The sequence below is a fragment of the Muricoccus nepalensis genome, assembly GCF_006438825.1.
Classification (GTDB): Bacteria; Pseudomonadota; Alphaproteobacteria; order Acetobacterales; family Acetobacteraceae; genus Roseomonas; species Roseomonas nepalensis.
The window spans coordinates 103,145-119,985 of sequence record NZ_RCZP01000011.1 but is presented as its reverse complement, the minus strand read 5'-3'; the positions used below and the strand labels follow the sequence as shown (position 1 = coordinate 119,985).

At 67.7% G+C, this 16,841-nt stretch carries 20 protein-coding genes; 17 read left to right on the top strand and 3 right to left on the bottom strand.

The window, feature by feature from the left end:
• Nucleotides 1-9: 9 nt before the first annotated feature.
• Together EAH89_RS13610 and EAH89_RS13605 are read right to left on the bottom strand one after the other, a co-directional pair.
• Nucleotides 10-525 carry a hypothetical protein gene (locus tag EAH89_RS13610; protein ID WP_140883935.1) on the bottom strand — a complete coding sequence of 172 codons (516 nt, stop codon included), beginning with the start codon at nucleotides 523-525 and terminating at the stop codon, nucleotides 10-12.
• A complete protein-coding gene (locus tag EAH89_RS13605) occupies nucleotides 525-983 on the bottom strand; it encodes a type IVB secretion system protein IcmW (protein WP_140883933.1) in 459 nt (152 codons plus the stop codon). Before EAH89_RS13605 ends, EAH89_RS13610 begins: the two co-directional genes overlap by 1 nt.
• Before the next feature lie 644 nt (nucleotides 984-1,627).
• Here EAH89_RS13605 and EAH89_RS13600 point away from each other — a divergent pair.
• The 11 genes from EAH89_RS13600 to EAH89_RS33770 all read left to right on the top strand — a co-directional run bounded on the left by EAH89_RS13600 (nucleotide 1,628) and on the right by EAH89_RS33770 (nucleotide 12,654).
• A complete protein-coding gene (locus tag EAH89_RS13600; protein ID WP_161993580.1) occupies nucleotides 1,628-2,029 on the top strand; it encodes a helix-turn-helix domain-containing protein in 402 nt (133 codons plus the stop codon).
• A gap of 186 nt (nucleotides 2,030-2,215) precedes the next feature.
• Complete coding sequence (locus EAH89_RS13595) at nucleotides 2,216-3,085, top strand: hypothetical protein (protein ID WP_161993579.1); 870 nt, start codon at nucleotides 2,216-2,218, stop codon at nucleotides 3,083-3,085.
• A gap of 59 nt (nucleotides 3,086-3,144) precedes the next feature.
• Nucleotides 3,145-3,330 (top strand): hypothetical protein, encoded by a 186-nt coding sequence (locus EAH89_RS13590; protein ID WP_140883927.1) that lies wholly within the window; start codon nucleotides 3,145-3,147, stop codon nucleotides 3,328-3,330.
• An 82-nt stretch (nucleotides 3,331-3,412) separates the two neighbouring features.
• On the top strand, nucleotides 3,413-4,042 hold the full coding sequence (locus EAH89_RS13585) for a DotI/IcmL/TraM family protein (RefSeq protein ID WP_140883925.1): 630 nt from the start codon (nucleotides 3,413-3,415) through the stop codon (nucleotides 4,040-4,042).
• Nucleotides 4,043-4,200: 158 nt separating this feature from the next.
• Nucleotides 4,201-5,058, top strand: a complete 858-nt coding sequence (locus tag EAH89_RS13580; protein WP_241667014.1) for a DotH/IcmK family type IV secretion protein — start codon at nucleotides 4,201-4,203, stop codon at nucleotides 5,056-5,058.
• The gene (locus EAH89_RS13575; RefSeq protein ID WP_140883921.1) at nucleotides 5,058-6,398 is read left to right on the top strand and encodes a DotG/IcmE/VirB10 family protein; all 1,341 of its coding nucleotides are present in this window, start codon (nucleotides 5,058-5,060) and stop codon (nucleotides 6,396-6,398) included. The genes EAH89_RS13580 and EAH89_RS13575 overlap by 1 nt, the downstream gene beginning before the upstream one ends.
• A gap of 916 nt (nucleotides 6,399-7,314) precedes the next feature.
• Nucleotides 7,315-7,842 carry a hypothetical protein gene (locus tag EAH89_RS13570; RefSeq protein ID WP_161993578.1) on the top strand — a complete coding sequence of 176 codons (528 nt, stop codon included), beginning with the start codon at nucleotides 7,315-7,317 and terminating at the stop codon, nucleotides 7,840-7,842.
• Nucleotides 7,843-7,854: 12 nt separating this feature from the next.
• Nucleotides 7,855-8,397, top strand: a complete 543-nt coding sequence (locus EAH89_RS13565) for a hypothetical protein (RefSeq protein WP_140883917.1) — start codon at nucleotides 7,855-7,857, stop codon at nucleotides 8,395-8,397.
• 86 nt (nucleotides 8,398-8,483) lie between these two features.
• Nucleotides 8,484-8,909 (top strand): hypothetical protein, encoded by a 426-nt coding sequence (locus tag EAH89_RS13560; RefSeq protein WP_241667013.1) that lies wholly within the window; start codon nucleotides 8,484-8,486, stop codon nucleotides 8,907-8,909.
• Nucleotides 8,910-8,914: 5 nt separating this feature from the next.
• Entirely contained in the window at nucleotides 8,915-9,595 is a 681-nt protein-coding gene (locus EAH89_RS13555) for an HNH endonuclease signature motif containing protein (RefSeq protein ID WP_140883915.1), read from the top strand.
• Nucleotides 9,592-12,654 carry an ATP-binding protein gene (locus EAH89_RS33770; RefSeq protein WP_241667012.1) on the top strand — a complete coding sequence of 1,021 codons (3,063 nt, stop codon included), beginning with the start codon at nucleotides 9,592-9,594 and terminating at the stop codon, nucleotides 12,652-12,654. The genes EAH89_RS13555 and EAH89_RS33770 overlap by 4 nt, the downstream gene beginning before the upstream one ends.
• A gap of 54 nt (nucleotides 12,655-12,708) precedes the next feature.
• On the opposite strand, the gene EAH89_RS13545 is transcribed toward EAH89_RS33770, so the two are convergent.
• Complete coding sequence (locus EAH89_RS13545) at nucleotides 12,709-12,918, bottom strand: hypothetical protein (RefSeq protein WP_140883914.1); 210 nt, start codon at nucleotides 12,916-12,918, stop codon at nucleotides 12,709-12,711.
• A 93-nt stretch (nucleotides 12,919-13,011) separates the two neighbouring features.
• Between EAH89_RS13545 and EAH89_RS13540 the strand changes: the two genes are divergently transcribed.
• The 6 genes from EAH89_RS13540 to EAH89_RS13515 are packed head-to-tail and all read left to right on the top strand — an operon-like array spanning nucleotide 13,012 to nucleotide 16,797.
• On the top strand, nucleotides 13,012-13,485 hold the full coding sequence (locus EAH89_RS13540) for a DotD/TraH family lipoprotein (RefSeq protein ID WP_140883912.1): 474 nt from the start codon (nucleotides 13,012-13,014) through the stop codon (nucleotides 13,483-13,485).
• Complete coding sequence (locus tag EAH89_RS13535) at nucleotides 13,478-14,443, top strand: type IV secretory system conjugative DNA transfer family protein (protein ID WP_140883910.1); 966 nt, start codon at nucleotides 13,478-13,480, stop codon at nucleotides 14,441-14,443. The genes EAH89_RS13540 and EAH89_RS13535 overlap by 8 nt, the downstream gene beginning before the upstream one ends.
• Entirely contained in the window at nucleotides 14,440-15,606 is a 1,167-nt protein-coding gene (locus EAH89_RS13530; RefSeq protein WP_140883908.1) for a type IV pilus twitching motility protein PilT, read from the top strand. The genes EAH89_RS13535 and EAH89_RS13530 overlap by 4 nt, the downstream gene beginning before the upstream one ends.
• Nucleotides 15,606-15,854, top strand: coding sequence for an IcmT/TraK family protein (gene icmT / locus EAH89_RS13525; protein WP_140883906.1), 249 nt, complete (start codon nucleotides 15,606-15,608; stop codon nucleotides 15,852-15,854). The genes EAH89_RS13530 and icmT overlap by 1 nt, the downstream gene beginning before the upstream one ends.
• Nucleotides 15,851-16,291, top strand: a complete 441-nt coding sequence (locus EAH89_RS13520; RefSeq protein ID WP_140883904.1) for a hypothetical protein — start codon at nucleotides 15,851-15,853, stop codon at nucleotides 16,289-16,291. The genes icmT and EAH89_RS13520 overlap by 4 nt, the downstream gene beginning before the upstream one ends.
• Complete coding sequence (locus EAH89_RS13515) at nucleotides 16,288-16,797, top strand: lytic transglycosylase domain-containing protein (RefSeq protein WP_140883902.1); 510 nt, start codon at nucleotides 16,288-16,290, stop codon at nucleotides 16,795-16,797. Before EAH89_RS13520 ends, EAH89_RS13515 begins: the two co-directional genes overlap by 4 nt.
• Nucleotides 16,798-16,841 lie beyond the last annotated feature (44 nt).

Sequence of the window (16,841 nt, the reverse complement as noted above, 5' to 3'; positions counted from 1 at the left end):
TTCCTCGTTCTAGCGGGGCACGGCGGGCAGGGTGTAGCCGGAGGGCGCCAGCGGCGACCCGTTGACGTAGAGGCTGCCGGTGGTGTTGGCGCCGGTGCCAACGGAGCCGATCGGCGGGCCACCGCCGCCGAAGCTCAGGCGTGGGCACATCACGCCGCCGCCGAAGCCACCGAAGCCAAGATTGAAGCCCGACACCGTGAGGCCGCACTGCGCCGATCCCAGCGCTGACTGCCAAGCCTGGTTCGCCGCGGCGCAGATCTGTCCCTGCACGGCGTCGAGTAGTGACGTCGGGTCGAGCAGGTTGGAAATAACGTTGAGGCCGACGCCCCGGAAGAAGCCATCCAGGCACGAAAGGTTCTTCACGCTATTGGGCGGCCGGATAGAGGCATCGTCCGCCTGCACACGGGCCGAAATGCCGTCCGCAGCGGCCTGGGTAATAGCAGCGCAGCCGACGCTGCCGGTACTCTGGGCATGGGCCAAGGCCGGCATGCTGAGGAGCGCCAGGGTGAGTGCAATCCTTCGCATCACGCCACCTCTTTCTCGGGTTCTCCGCTCGCCCCGATCAGCGCCCGGAGGCGTTCGGGAGCGAAAATGCGGGCCAGCAGATCCTGCCGGTGCAAGGCGTCGAAGGTTGAGCGAAGGAGGCGGCCCGCTTCGGTGGTGTCGTCCCGCAGCAGGGCGACGCGGAGAGCACCCGCGGCCTCGACGGCCTCCGCGCTATCGAGCCACTCGATCAGCCGGAGCATGCGGGCCACACCGAGTTGCGCCACGACCTCGCGCATAGTGAGGCCCCCGTCCTCGGCGAGGCCGCGACCGACCTTTTCCGGGCTGCCCGTATCCACAGCCGTCCCTAGCTCCATCAGGAGCGCCCGGACTTCCGGGGCGTCCTCGATGCCACGAACGGGTGAGGCGACGCACGCCGCGATGCGTGGCTCCGTTCGGTGGAGCCAGTCCAGTACGCTTGATCTTTCCAGGTCGGGCATCCGAAGGGTCCTTCCACTCGTGGGAAGGACAGGGTGCCGGCGGTTGACGCGAACGGCGCGCCTTCAACGCGTGATGGTGACGATTCCGCCCGCCAGCGTCATCCGCAGTCCCAGAGGCCGGATCGCGTCCTGCAGCGCCCGACTCCAAGGCTTGCCCCCGACCCACGAAACCATAGCATCCGTTTCGATGTCTCGGCCGTATTGCACCCGTATGCCGTCCGGGACGATTTGACGGGCCGCGAACGACAGCGGAACGTCCGACCCGAATCCTCGCGCCAGCGTGAGCGAACCGCTAGGTGGTCTCGCCCGGCGTTGTGAAACGGTTGTATTGGTTCGATTCTCGGCCGTTCCGGCGACGGGGTCTACCAAGGGCGGCCGTGTCACCTCGGCTTGACCAGGTTGAGAGCCGGTCGGTGAGAGTCTGAAGTCGATTTGAAGTGGTTGGGGAGCCATCAGGTGCGTCGTGAGAAGCAGAGCAGTCGCCAGAACCATAGGATCCTCCTTGTCGCATTAGAGAATGCCGGGGATCGGCGCGAACGACTTCTTCCGGGTCAAACGTTCCCAAGCGCGCCAACTTTTCCGATCCTCAGGCCTCACCCGGTTGGGATTGGGGGAGGTGAATGGTGCTTGGTGGGAACTGGGCTATGACGCGCAGAACGCGAGGCGACACCCAAGAAGCCGGGACGAAGGATCCGTTCCTCGTCGAGGTTGGCAAGCGGGTACGGGCGATTCGGACCCAGTTGAAGTTGACACAGGCGCAGGCGGCCGAGGCGGCGAACGTTCCTCAGGCAACGCTGTTTCAGACAGAGGCGGGAGTCCAGAACCTCCAGCTCAAGACCCTGGTTAAACTGGCCAAAGGCTTGGGTACGAGTGTGAGGGACCTCATGCCGGTGCCGGTGGAGGTTGCCGAGGCGGAGAAGCCGCCGTTGCCGCCACCGCAGACTCTTGATGAGGTGCTGGAGCGGCTGGAGGCCTCGTCTCGGGAAACCGCCCGCCTGAGCCAGCTAGCGGTTTTCCTGCGGTCTCTGCCGCAACAGACGGGTTAGCCCGGGTCACGCAACCCTGCCCTTAGCTATTTTTATAGCTTCGCTCACCGCTGCCCTGAATCATCCTGACCATTTTTTTTGATCTGTAACTCTATAAGAAATGTTGCACCACTTGGTTATGGGATGTTAGGGATTCCTCACGGAAGGTGGAGAGCCCAAGTGTCCCTAGCCCATGCCCCTGTCGCCATGTCCGCTGTGCAGATCACTCCCCTGGCGGGGGGAAAGATCTCGCAGATGCCGTGGCGCTATGACGGCGCACTGGCGGGAATGATCGGCAAAGGGCTCGGGCTGGACGCTATCAGCTCCTACCTCGGGGCTGCACCGGCGGTGGTCATGGGACGGGTTGTCGCGTTGGGGCTGGCAACCCCACACGAAAAGCCGCTCCGGCGCATGAAGCATGCCAAGGCGTGGCCAATCTCCGACTTCCGTCGCCTGATCGACTGCTGGCTCGACAACTGGAAGGCATCGAGTGCGTCCAAGGCGTTTGGTCGCAGCGCAAGCAGCATCTACGGCCAGGTCAGGCGACTTGGCCTGCCGCGTCGCTCGCGACGTGAACTGCACCAGCCGACGCCCGAGGTGTTCGATCAGCTGCGGCGGGCTCGTAGCACGCTGGGGGCTTACCGCCGTGACCTGTTCAGTGTCGTCGATAAGTCGCTGGTCAAGGTCATTACGCGTGCGAGTGGCGAGATCCTGCGGATCGAGCGAAAACTGAACCGCAACGAGGTCCGGTGGACGACGGCGCTGGATCTGGAAGTCTCGGATCGTGCGTGGTCGTGCCAGCACCACAAGGCCATCGCGCGGGACCTGGGCATCTCGTCACGCGCGATTTGTACGCGGCTTTCCGCACTCGGCGTTCCGGCGCGCGATCGTAAGGATCTGGTCGACTTCTACGATCCAGCGATCGGCCAGGAGCGTATCCGCAGGTCCCGATACAGGATGCGGCAGTGCAGTTTCAGGAAGGGCCAAATCTTCTGGTCCGCGCACTTCGGTGAGACCACGAGCAAGGTCGCCAAGCGGTCGAAGGCCTACCACGAGGCTTTCCAGGCGATCCTCTAACGCTGCACAACGTGGTTATCCACGCGGCGACACAGAACCCCAAAACGGCGGGATCAGATATGACCGACGACGGCGAAGCGCTGGACGCTCCGGTGCATGACGACGTGCGCTCCGACGAGGGACCGCAGCGTGAAGTGCCAGAAGCAGGCACTGAGTGGTGTGAGACGCTCTCAGCCGAACTTCACAAGCGCGCCCTTGCGCCGATGAGCGTTGACGCCATCAAGCGCGATCTCGGCTGCCGGTAGAGACCGCAAGAAAGCTGTCAGCGGTGCCGCGCCGTTCGCGCCGCCGCCAGCGAAGATGGGTGCTGGAATTGAGAGGCACCTCATGCAGAACGAGAGAGCAGCGGTTACCCGCCGGCTGAGCGACCCCGACTTCCAAGGCAAGCTCGTAAACCGGCTGATCGGGGCAGTGATCGCCCTGTCCGTGGTGACCACAGCGTCCGTGGCCCACTCCTATTGGCTTCAGACACGCCCGAACGAGACACGGTACTTCCTCGTGGACGGTCGCAACCCGCCTCGTCCCATCCGTGGACTCAAAAGTCCCGTTCTGGACGACACCCAATTCCTTGAATGGACAGTGCGTGCCGTGCTCGCGGCTTACAACGTCAACTACCATGACTACGCGACCCAGCTGAACGCCGCCGGGCGCCGGTTCTCGCTGAACGGCTGGAACACCTTCGCCCGCAGCTACATCGCGTCCGGCAACTTCGAGGCCATGAAGCGCTCGCGCCTGACATGCTTCGCACAAACCCAGCGCGCGGCGGCGATCACGGAACCCAAGATGATCGACGGTCGCCTCGCCTACGAGATCCAATTTCCTATCGTGCAGACCTGCGAGAACTCGCAGCAGACGAGCCAGGCGAACCTCATGATCAGTGCGCTCGTCGTTCGCACCAATGACGAGGATCGTCCGGATGGGCTGGTGATCGAGCAGTTGGTCGCGACAGCCCGATGAACGCAGCAGGAGCGCCGGCCGTGAGATCCCGTCAGATTGTCTTCGCCCTGGTCAGCGGAGTGTGCCTCACGGGCACGGCGCTTGCCCAGGCGCCTAACCCGTCCCAGCAGTCCGCGTCCCCCGTCGCATCGGCCGACCGAGGTGCCGTTCGGCAACGCATGCTGGAGGACGCGATCCCGCTCACTCCTGACATGATTCGCGAGCTGGCGCGTCGCTACGGCGAGGTACAGCGCGCCCAGGAGGAGAGCACCGCGTTGATCGCCTCGCCGGTGAGCCGGCCGGTCAACGTCACCTTCCAGCCCGGTCAGCCCACCTCGATCGTGCAGACCGTGCGCGGCTACCCCACGGCACTGAGCTTCTTCGATGCCACCGGGCAGCCCTGGCCGATCACCTGGGACACCAACTCCAACAATGCCAACGTGTCGGGCGGCGGCGGCGCGGGTGTGGGCGGTTGCTCGACCTCGCCCAATGCCGGCCCCGCCGGTCCCGGTGGCCCCTCGGCGGACATCGCGGGCTTCCACGTCTGCGTGCCCGTGCGGGGCTCCAACACCATCCAGATCACGCCGATGTCGATCAGCCCGCGTGGTGGCCTGCTGGTGAACCTGCAGGGCGCGCCCAAGCCGGTCTCCTTCCTGATGGTGTCCGGGCAGACCCGTTACGACGCCGACGTCAGCATCCACGTTTCCAGCCGCGGCCCAAACGCCCGCATCCAGATCGACACCCGGCCCAACGCTCCGGCGACGGGAGCGCCGTACCTAACGGCCATGCTGTCGGGCATCGCCCCGGCGGACGCGGTGCCGCTCGCCGTCAGCGGGGTGTCACCCGACGACGTGCGGGCGTGGCGCCTGGGCAGCCAGATCTACCTGCGCACGCGCCACACCCTGATGTCCCCGCCCTGGGACGCGTCCCAGTACGGCGAAGGCGGCACCACGGTCTACGCGCTGCCCCCGACGCCGGTGGTGCTGCTGTCGGTCAACAACCGCACGGTTTCGGCCGAGCTGAGGGAGGAGCGCTAATGTCCGGTACTGCCATCCGCCGTGGATTTCGTGGCCCGTTTAACAGAGCTAGCACCGCCGGCCCGATGCGCTTCGTGGTGATCGGCGGGATTGGGTTGTTGGTCGTCGGCATCGTCGTCGCCGCAACGTTAGCGGGTGATGATCCGATGCCGGAAAGCCGCGTTGCGCGGCAGGCCAGCGTCAACCCGCTGCCCGGTGGCACCAACTCCACGCCCTACCAGACACGGCTTGCGGTCGCCGAGAACCAGCGCCAAGCCGAACAGGCGCAGGCCCAGGGACGATCCTACACGCCCCCAATCAACGCCAGCCAGCGGGCGACCGACGTGGCGGCGCTGTTACCGCCTCCGGCTCCCCCGGCCACTGTCGCAGCGGGTCCGCCGGCCCCTCCACCGACGCAGGCGGTGCAGGCCCGTGCCACAACCGCCGCGCCACCTGTGCTGTTTGAGACGCCGGCCCCGCCGGCGCGGGTCCAACCGGCCGTGGCATCTGCTCCGCAGCAAAACCCCATCCGCACGGTGTCGCAGACTACGACGCAGCAGCAGCCGGTGGACGATCCAGCCTTTCGGGAAGCACTCGCCCGGATGATGGGGAGTTGGCAGGGGCGACCGGGAAGAACCACCGTCACCCTTACCCCGCCGAGTTCGGCCTCGGCCGCCGAGGGCGACGACGGGCGGCGCGGCACTGGCGGCCCCCCGCCTCTGGCCCGTCAGGTTTCCTCCGGGGAGGTCTCGCCAGCCGCTGCCACGGCCCCCTTGCCGTCGCGCTCCGCGTCCGCCCCACAAGGACGCGTGCTGGTTCCAGCCGGACGCGGCATCTACGCGCACACTGTGCTGGCGGTGAACAGCGAGAGCGGCGGCCCTATCGTGCTGCAGGCCGACACCGGGCCGATCGCCGGCGCCCGCCTGATCGGCACGTTCAGCAAGCCCGGGACGATCAGCCGCCTGGTGGTCCGCATTAACTCCGTGCAGTTCCAGGGACAGGAGATCCCAGCCGAGGGTCTCGTGATCGCACCCGACACCATGGAAACGGCCGTAGCATCAAACGTCGACCAGCGCCTGGGCGAACGCTTTCTCCTACCCGCTGCGGCGGCTTTCGTGGCGGGGCTGGGACAGGCGGTGGCAACCACGTCCAACAGCTTTAACCAGATCAGCCCGTTCGGCGGTCAGTCCTACATCACCCGGCTCAACCCTGAGCAGCAGCTGGCGGTCGGTGCGGGGGCTGCGGCTCAGCAGGTCGGGCGAGCTCTGGAGCAGTCCGCGCCGCGTGGGGCGCTGGTCCATCTGGCCGCAAACGCTCCCGTTGGTGTCATGTTCCTGTCGAACCTTACGGCTCCGAACTAGGGCCTGAAAAGGCGCGGCGCCGTTCGCGCCGCGCCACGCCATCCTGTCCACCTCTGACAGGTAGGGCACCATGGACACCCACGTCCCCGACAACACGATCGTTCCGCCGCTGTCGTCGCGGCGTCCTCAGGTGGTTCTGCCTGGGGAGGAAACGGAGCCTCTCGCCGCTTCTCCTTCCGAGCCCCCGGAGCCCTCGCCCGCTCCTCGGCGCAAGAGCCGTCGCGGCGCACTGCTTGGAGGCGTAGCCCTTGTCGCAGTCGTCGTGGTTGCGGCCGGGGTCTTCCTCGTTTCTCCCTACAACACGATCCTTCCGGTTGGCGTACAAGGCGCTGTTGCCACAGCTCGTCAAGGTGCTCAGGACACCGTGCGCCATGCAGCTGACGCCATGAGGGGCCTCGTGGCTCCAGCCGCACAGATGGCAACTGCGCCGACCCCGGAAGCCGTACCGACGCCAGTGCGCGAGCCGCCGGTCCGCACGACGCGGGAAGCTCAGCTCGGTGAGATCCTCGCCTATCAGCAGGGCCAGGGCACTCGTGGTCCGAGCCGCTCCGACCCTGCCACGGCATCGGAGCGACGCCCGGTGCCCTCGACGCCTCTGGCAAGGCGGGTCGGGGAAGCCCCGCTTCCGTCCGCAATTCCAGCGGCAACGGTGAACCCGGCTGAGCCAGGGGCGAGCCTCCCGCAGCCTGCCACACTGGCACCGCGGGCTTCTTTGCCTGCTACCGCACAGGCCGCCGTCCCTCCGGCGCACCAGGCTGAAGCCGACTCGCCAGCAGTTGCACCTCCCTCGCCAGCTTCTCCGGCACCGATGGCCGTCGCTGCGGCCGTTCTCGTTCCTGCTCCGATGGCCCCTGCGCCCCTCGTGGTCGTCCCCGTGCCGGCACCGCCATCTCCGGTTCCGACTCCGGTCGACCCGGTGGCAATCGCTGCCAACCTGCGCCCGGCTCCTATGGCCACACAGCAGCAGGTGGAGGTGCTGGGGCTCGTAACGGAAATGGCCATCATTATGCGCAACCGCGAGGAGCGTGACCGACAGCTGCAGGCCGACCTTGCCGCCACCAAGGAACGCCTCGAGGCGGCCACCGCCGACTTCGGGCGCCGCTTGAGCTTGGCGGAAGCGCGTGGAGCGATAAACGCTGCCATGGGCGCCGCCGCTCCCCCCTCTCCGGCACAGCCAAGCGTGCCGCAAACTGCCACTCCCATCGCCGTCCGCGCGTCGTCGCCGGCAGCACCGGCCGCGAACGACGGTGTACGGCGACGCTACCGGGTCCAGGCAGCATCGCCCGGCCTGGCGATGCTGTCGGAGGTGGACCGCACCGGAGAAACCGGATCGCAGCTGCAAGTGGCCGTCGGCGACGATGTGCCGGGTTACGGCAAGATCACGGCTATCGCTCAGCAGGGCAGCAGCTGGGTGGTCCGCGCCGAGCGCGGCAGCATCCAGTAGGAGGGGCCGCACATGCAGGGCTTCGTCAACTTCGCGGCCGACGTCGGTGTTGCGATTGCCTACCTGGTGCCGGCCTTTGCCTACCTCATGGCGATCGGCACCTTCCTGTTCGCAGGCTGGGGCTTCTGGCAGCAGGCCCAACCCGCCAGTCCGTTCCGCGGCAAGCCCTGGATCCCCGTCGTCTCGCTGTTGCTGAGCGGCGTCTTCGCGGCCTTTCCGCGCATCCTGACGCTGGCCAGCAACTCGGGCGGTGGCTCCGTCACGATCGGGACCGGGGGTGCCTTCGGCTACGTTCCGGCGGCGGGGGCTGGTGGCGTGCTCGGCAGCACGCCTGCCGAAACCGTCGTCAACGTGGTGCAGGTGTTCCAGGGTTTCTTCCAGGCCTTCGGCGCCATGATGGCGCTCCTCGCCGTGTTCGCATGGTGGAGCGTCATGCGAAGCGCCAGCCGGCGAAGCATGGGAAGCTGCTTCGTGCAGTTCGCCTTCGGGGTAGCCCTCATCAACGTGCTGCCACTGTCGCGTTTCCTGGCCGCGATTTTTCGCGCCAACACCTGAAAAAGGCCGGCGCCGTGCGCGCCGATTTTCCCGATCCTACATCCAGAGGCGCCACACGGTTCCTCGACAACAGGAAAGCGATCCCCGTGAAGTCCATCAGCTCCGTCATCGTCACCACCCACCGCCGGTCGCTGAAGGCTGGCACCACCCTGCTGGCCGCCGGCGCGGCCCTGCTCGTTTCCGGCGAAGCTTTCGCCCAGGCGGCCGGTACCGGCATCGGCGGTCAGGTCGGCACCATGGCCCAGGAAGCCACCACCGCCGGAGGCAACATCGGCTCCATGGCCATGTACCTCGCCGCCCTGCTCTGCCTGATCGGCGGCGCCTGGGCGCTGTGGCAGTCCCGCCAGCCGCAGAACCGCGAGGGCGGCAAGGTCGCCATGGGCCTCGCCGGCATCGTGCTCTGCGGCCTGTTCGCGACCGGCGGCGTCTGGATCGGTAAGGCCGCCCAGTCCGCCTCGGGCGGCGCGGCCACCATCACCGGCACCAACGCCCCCGTCACCTTCGGGAACTGAGCCCGGTGCGCTTCCTGCCGCTCTCTCTGACCGCCCACCCCACCGCCTGGGGTCCGGGTTCGGCCGGCACGGAGCGGCAGGACCCTGCCAAGGTCGCCGACGCCCCCTGCCGGTTCTGCGGCGCCTTCGCCGCGGGCCGGCAGGAAGCGTTCCACCTCGACGGCGACCACACCAACGACCGCTCCGACAACGTGGTCCCCGCCTGCACGCTCTGCCACCTCGTCCAGCACCCCGACGTCGCCGCCCGCCAGCGGTCCGTCAGGCTGGTGTGGCTGCCGGAGATGAGCCAGGCGGCGGTTTTCATGCTGGCGCGCACCGCACAGCTTGACCTAGTCGACGCCAAGGCTGATCCGACCCTCGATGAGCCCCCCGCCAAGTCCAGTGGAGTGGTGGATGCGGCATGGAGCGCTTTGTCGGCGCTGCGGGCGCGAGAGGAGCAGGCACGATCCCGGCTGCTTACCAATGATCCGAACGTGCTCGGCGCAGCCCTGCTGGCACTGACACCGCGGGCATTCCGTGGACGGTCCAACCTGCTGTCGGGCATCCGCATGCTGCCGACCGGCCGCATGCTGGTCGATGGCAAGGATATCTATCCCGACCTGCTTCGGGCCTGGGCTGGGCGGCCCGATCCGAAACTTAAGCCCTCACCTGTTTCCACCTCAAAGCCGTCGAGGAAAGCCGCATGATCGGCGCCATCTCCCGCCTGCTGGCGGGTATGTCCCTCACCCTCAAGCAGCCGCTCGGCTCGTTCTGCGATGTCGAGACCACCCACGGCAACGCCCTGGTCACCAAGCACTCCGACTACCTCAGCGTCATACGGATCGAGGGCATGCGGCGCATGGCCACGCGCAAGGACGTCGAGCGCATCGCACTGGCCCAGCGCGTCGACCTGTCCGGCGCGTTGGAGGAGCCGGGGCATGCCATCGTCGGCTGGTTCATCTCCGACCCTGACCAGTCGGCGGTGGAGATCGACCGCCTTAACCTCAATTCGTGCCGCACTATCGCTCGCGAGCTGGGTCTCAACGTATCCGACGTGCTGAACGAGCGCGCGGCACTCTGGCCGAAGGTGATGCGCTGGGAAGCAGCCTACTACGTGCTGTGGACACGTCGCGCCGTCCTGACCAAGGAGGAGCGCAAGCAGATGGGTGAGGAGCAGGCCGCCCTGGCGAAGGCCGGTCCGCGTACCGGTGGCAGCCAACGCTACTACCTGCGGTCCGACGTCATGGCTGCCAGGCACGAAGCGTTCGTGCTGCGGGTACTCGGTGCGCTCAACGGCAACGACATCGCCACGCGCGAGCTCGACGCCCACGAGGCCCTGAAGCTGACGCGCGAGGCGGTGTACCGGGAAACCTCCGGTTCGGACTGGAAGGCCACGCTGATGGGCGACCGGGTGATGCCGCGCGCCACAGAAGAGGGGAGCCGGAAGCCCGACGCGGCCCCCGGTATGCTGTGGCCGGCAATCCGCGACCAGATCTTCCACTCCGACGCCGAAACGCAGGGCGGACAGAGGGTGCGGATCGGCGACAACGATTACGCGCACGTCGACATGGCGGTGGGTCCCGAGGACCCACGTCCCTTCGTGGAACTCTCGGCCCGTCTCGGCCAGGATCGCGTCCCCTGGCGCGGGGCTATCGTGATCGAGGGCGGCGGTCGATCGGCGATGCAGGTCAAGGAAACCGCGGCGATCTTCCTGTCGATGTTCCCCGGCAACGGTGACATTCGCCGCGCCTTCGACGGGCTACGGCAGGAGCGGGACACCAATGGCCACATCGGGGTCAGGCTGCGCGCCTCGTTTGCCACCTGGGCGCCGACGGGAGAAAGCCAGAAGCTGCGTCGGCGTGCCTCCACCTTGACGCAGCGGCTGGAAGGCTGGGGCAACTGCAAGGCGACCAGCATCGCGGGTGACCCGCTGGAAGGGACCCTGAGCAGCGTTCCGGCGCTGTCGCTAGCCTCGACCGGCACCCCGGGCATCGCACTCCTGGGCGACGCCTTCGCAATGCTACCGTGGAATCGCTGCGCCTCCCCCTGGGAACAGGGTTCGGTGCTCTTCACGCGGCCGGACGGCGCCATCTGGCCTTACGAGCCCGCCGGGAGTTCTAAGCGACCGCTGGTATGCGACATCTTCGTAGCCCCGCCAGGCTCCGGAAAGTCGGTGCTGGCCAACACCATCAACCTCGGGCTGTGCCTGAGCACCGCGGTACTGGGGTCCCGGGGGGCCAAGCTGCCGCTCATCGGCAAGGCCGATATCGGACCCTCCGCCCAGGGGTTCGTGCGGCTGGTACGCGAAGCGCTCGGCCCGGAGCGGGAGCACGAAGCCATCTTCGTGACCATGCAGTTCCGGCCGGGCTACGAGGTCAACATCTTCGACCTGCAGGTCGGCTGCCAGTACCCGCTGCCGATGGAGAAGGCCTTCCTGCAGAACTTCCTGTCCCTGGCCACCATGCCCCCCGACGTGACCACCCCCTTCGAGGGGCTCAGCCAGCTGATTGGCTACGTCATCGACGAGGCATACCGGCTCTGCACGGACGTACCCGGCGGCTCGCCCAAGCCCTACCGGGCCGGGGCGGAGCCCGCCGTCGATGCCGCACTGGCGCGGCATCGGATTGTGCTGGAGCACCCGGAACCGTGGTGGCGCGACGTGGTGGACGCGCTGATCGAGGTGCAGGAATGGCGGCTGGCCGAGGTGGCACAGCGCCACGCCGTGCCGACGCTGGAGGATCTCGTGGTCGCGGCGCGGACCGACCAGGTGCGCGACATCTTCGACGAGCTGAAGATCGCGGAAACCAGCGAGGACGCCATCGGGCTGTTCGAGCGCTATATCTACGACGTCATCAAGAAGTTCCCGACGCTCAATGCGCCGACCAAGCTGGACTTCGGCCCGGCGCGGATCATCGTGCTGGACCTCGCCGCCGTTGCACCGACCGGTTCGGCGGTGAACGATCGGCAGACCGAGATGATGTACCTGCTGGCCCGCCACATCCTGGCGCGCAACTTCACCCTGCACCCGGACTATGCCGAGTACGTGCCGGAGAAGGTGCGGGACTTCCAACGCGCCCGCTTCAGCGAGATCCAGGAGGCGGTGAAGCGGCTCGACTACGACGAGTGGCACCGCACCAAGGGCAGCCCGCAGGTTCGCGCCCAGGCGGCGCTCGACGTCCGGGAGGGGCGCAAGCACAATCTGCAGCTCGGCTTCGCGTCGCAGCGCCTGAACGACATGGGTGAGGAGATCGTGAGCCAGTCGACGGGGCGCTTCATTCTTGCCTCCGGCGACGAGAAGGAGCGCGAGCAGATGATCGAGCGCTTCGGCCTGAGCACGGCCAGCGCCGACGTCGTGCGCTACGCCCTGAACGGTCCCGGGCCGAAAGGCGCGCCGTTCCTGGCGGTCCTGCAGGCCGGCGGTGCCAAATACGAGCAGATGCTGATGAACTTCCTCGGCCCCGTGGAGCTGTGGGCGTTGAGCACCACCCCGGGCGATACGGCGCTACGCAACCGCCTCTACGCCGCGGTCGGTTTCTCCGAGGCTCTGCGCCGGTTGGCCAGGGTGTTCCCCCGTGGCTCGGCGGTGAACGAGATCGACCGGCGTAAGAACGAGAGGCTCAAGCGCGGCGAGTTGGACACCCGGGCGGAGGCCGGTGTGGTGGATGAACTCGCGGCCGAGATGACTGACGGCAAGGGCCTGGGCATCGTGCTGCGCGACCTGGTGCAGGACAACGGCCCATCGCGGACGATGCTTGCGGCGGAATAGAACGAAGGGAAAAGAAGCAAGGTGTGTTCACGTTGAACACACCTTGCCACCAGCTCAACGATTGGCCGCTTTGTTGGTCCCGACGTTCTCGTGCCACTCCACCGGTAGGCCATCCCACTCGGCAAGCTGCTTACCCGGCCACTTCTTTCGGACGTAGACCACGAAGCCCTCGGCCTTGGCCTCGACATAGCCGGATTTGCTGTCCGTCAGCCGCAGGTGCTGCGTCAGGGCCTCGGCCTGCTCCTTCATGTAGTTGTCGCTCACGGTCGCAAACTCCTCTCGTGCGATGATGAATATAGGGACGGCCCGTTCGCGCCGAATTCCCGCAGTCTCCATCCCGACGAGGTGGAGACCCCCATGGCAAGCACACGACTGAGGTTGGCACCGGCGCTCCTGGGCCTCATGGCCCTGGCAGGTTGTGCCGGCAGCGGCCCGACGACCGAGATCGTCACCACCGGGATGCCCAATCCCGAGACTGCCCTGCGCCGGTCCATGGAGCAGGTGAGCCAGCACATGGCGCAGCTGGGCGGGCTCAATCGCCCCACCCTCGCGGCCGGCCAGGGTCCCGTGGTCCCCGAGGAACTGCGCCGTCCCGTTGCCTTCACCTGGAGTGGCCCCCTGGCGGACGGCGTGCGCAAGCTCGCCGGCACCATCGGCTACACCGTGGTCGTTTCCGGGGTGGAGCGACCGCAGCCGGTCCCGGTGACGGTGAACCTACCCTCGACCACCCTGGTCGATGCCTTCGCCGCGCTGGGCGAGCAGGCCGGCGCCTATGCGACCGTGCAGCTCGATCCCGCCACCCGCACCGTGCAGGTGATGCACCATGTCTGAGCCGCGTCGCAGGGGCCGCCGCTCCATTCTGCTGGCCGCGACTGCCTTGGCAGCCCTGGCCTTCACCCCGGCCGCCCACGCCGAGGGAAGCGTCAGCTTCCTCTCCAGCCCGCCGATGCCGGGGCAGGCGCAGTACGAGGCCGCCTCCCGCACCCTGGCAGACCAGCTGAACCAGCCGATTACCGGCGCCGGCACCCTGCCGGTGGTGGAGGGCGGTGACGCGCCGCCCTCGCTGGAGGCCCTGCAGGCCGCCCGCCCCGGCGATCAAGTCGGTGACGGTCTCGAGGCCGGCCGTGCCGAAACCTTACGCCAGGCCGGCATGGCCTTCGGCGCCCAGGGCGGGCTGGCAGGTCGCTCCTTCGCCATCAACGAAATGCTCCGCCGCTACGAGGCCCAGCTCACCAGCACCTACGACTTCCGCCCTCTCGTGCTCTCGGTAGGTGGCGGCCAGACCATGATGCGCCCGCCCATCGTCTCCGAGGCGCAGATGGCCTTCGCCCTGGGCGAGAACGGGCAGGTTGCCCGGGAAACCTCGTGCATCTTCGAGATCACGCGCGAGGCGCAGCTGACGTCTGCCCCGCCGGACTGGCGCTCCTACCTCGTGCGCTCCTGGGGCACCCCCGCCCGCCCGGCGGACGCGGCGCTGCCGCGCACCCGCCAGGAGGTGAAGTACTGGGACAAGTGGGTGGCCGAGGGCTGGGCCCAGGGCGAGAAGCAAGCAGTCAACATCTTCCTGTCCGACCTCGGCCGTCTGCAGCGCGACCTGGTGGGCATGGCGCGCTTCCGGGTGCTGCTGCGGGCCGGTCTGGTCGAGGAGCCGCGGATCGCCTTCGAGACCAGCAACGCTGAGGGCGGCCGTTCGCGGCTGGCCATCGGCGACCGCACCGTGAGGATCACCGATCAGCCTGGTCTGCAGCGCAACCCTCGCCGCTGGCAGCCAGGAGCCGGATGCCGATGAACGCCATTTCGCAGATCGAGGGCTCTGGTCCTCAGCCCGAGGACGGCTGGCCGGAGGAAGGCCTGCGCTGGGTCGAGGACCCGCGCAAGCATGCACCCGGCCTGGATGCCGTGCTGGTCTGGGCCCACCGGGTCGGGGCTTCGCGCATCGCTTTCCAGACCGGTGATCCGGTGTGGATCATGGTTCATGGCCGCAACCACAAGGCCACCCGGGCGGTCCTGACCGAAACCGAGGTGTCGGTCATCACCAACCACCTGTATGGCGCCGACGGTACGGCCCGCCTGCAGGGCGGGTCGGACTTCGACGTTTCCTACGCCATCGCCGTCACCCGCTCGGAACGGCTGCGTTTCCGAGTCAACGCCACCCCGATTCACACCAGCCGCCGGAGCGGCGCCAACCTGGTGTTGCGCCCCATCCCCGACATGCCGCCCAGCCTGGAGGCGCAGCGGGTCGAGCCGGAAATCCTCGCCAGCTACCGGCCCCGCGGCGGCTTCGTGGTGGTCAGCGGCTCCACCGGCTCGGGCAAGTCGACGCTGATCGGCGGGTTCACGGTCGCCAAGCTGATGGACCCGAACGGTCACTACAACATCGTCGAGGGCGCGGCGCCGATCGAGTTCCTGCTCGACCGGCTCAAGGGACCGACCTCCACCATCGCGCAGACCGAGATCCCGCGTGATCTGCCGACCTTCGAGGCCTTCATCCGCGGCTGCTGGCGGCGGGAAGCCACCGACATCATCGTGGGCGAGAGCCGCGACGGCGCGACCATGTCCGCCTCGCTCAACGCTGCCATGGCCGGCTCCACGGTGACCACCACCATCCACGCCGATGACCTGGCGCTGACCATTCAGCGCATGGTGGCACTCTGCCCCGGCGACGAGCGCGACAACCTCGTCACCTCGATCGCGCAGTCGCTGCGGCTCATCATCAACCAGCGTCTCGTGTTCTCCACCGACGGCCGGCGCACCGCGCTGCGCGAGTTCCTGGTGTTCGATGCGCCGCTGCGCCGGCGATTGATGCAGACCAACCCAGGCGACTGGCCCGACCTGATCCGCACCACGCTGGAGCACCAAGGGCAGTCCTACGACAAAGCCATTGCCAAGGCGCTGGAGGAGAGAAGGATCAGCCCCGCGGTCGCCGAAACCGAGATGAGGAGGATCGGCTGATGTGGCGCAACACCGCCCTGCCCGTGCGTATCCTGATGCTCGACGCCCGGGCCTGCCTGCCGGTGCTCTGTGTGGTCGTCTACTGGAGCTGGACCACGCTCTACATCGCCCTGCTCGGCACCGTGTTCTTCGGGGTCATCAGCTTCTTCGGGCTGACCATGCCCGCGCTGGTTCGCGTGGTGCGCCGCTGGCTGGTGGGCCGGCTGCGCCCGGCGGTGCCTGCCTGGAAGCGCCGGAGGCTGGCATGAGCGCACCCCTGGACCTCGGGACGGTCGGCCGCACGCTGCAGCGGTTGGTGGAGCGCGACGGGCGCCCGCTCGTGCTCCGCGACGCGGCCACCGGCCTCGACCACCGGCTGCCCGCTTCACTGGTGGCCGCGCCGGAGGGGCTGATGCCTAACTTCCTGGCGGCGGCCAACGTGGTGTGGCGCGCGGCGACCGGACGGCACCTCGGAATCGAGCAGGAGCGTGATCCGGAAGCGTTGCTGGGCTACCGGGTGAAAGGCATTCGCGGCGAGCCGTTCTCGGTGGTCATGCTCTCGGCGATGGAAGCCATTGGCCGCAGCGGCACTCCCAAGGCGCTGCTGGTCAACGACTTCGACGCCCTGTGGCATCAGCTTCGACCGCTCGGGGCCTCAAGCTCCGGCAAGACGGCACCCGGTCGGGCGCAGGGGCCGACACCGTGAGGACGCTGCTGCTAGCCGCGTTGGCCACCGGAGCATTGGCCGCATCACCGGCCAGCGCCGCCGTCTCGGACGGCACCGTTTCGACTGTGACGGCGTGCATCCAGGCCGCAGCCGCGCTGCACCGGGTGCCGCCGGGAGTGATCGCTGTGCTGCTGTCGGTGGAGGGAGGCTCGATCGGGCGGGTGAGCCAGAACACCAACGACACGGTGGATATCGGCCCGATGCAGATCAACCAGATCCACCTGCCCACCATCGCCCGGCGCTGGAACACCACGCCTGCTGCGGCGCGGGAGGCGTTGCTCAACAACTTCTGCGCCAACGTCGAGGCCGGTGCGTGGATCTTGCGACGGGAGATCGACGGCGCCGCGGGCGACTTCTGGGAAGGGGTCGGCCGCTATCATTCGCGCACCGAGACGCACAAGACACGCTACCTACGCAAGGTGTTGGAGCACGTCATGCGGCTGCAGCGTCTCGCGGTGCCGACCGAGCGAGTTGCAGCCCGGTAGCACCTTGCTTCCCCAAGATGGACCGCCCTGAGGGAGGGCGTAGC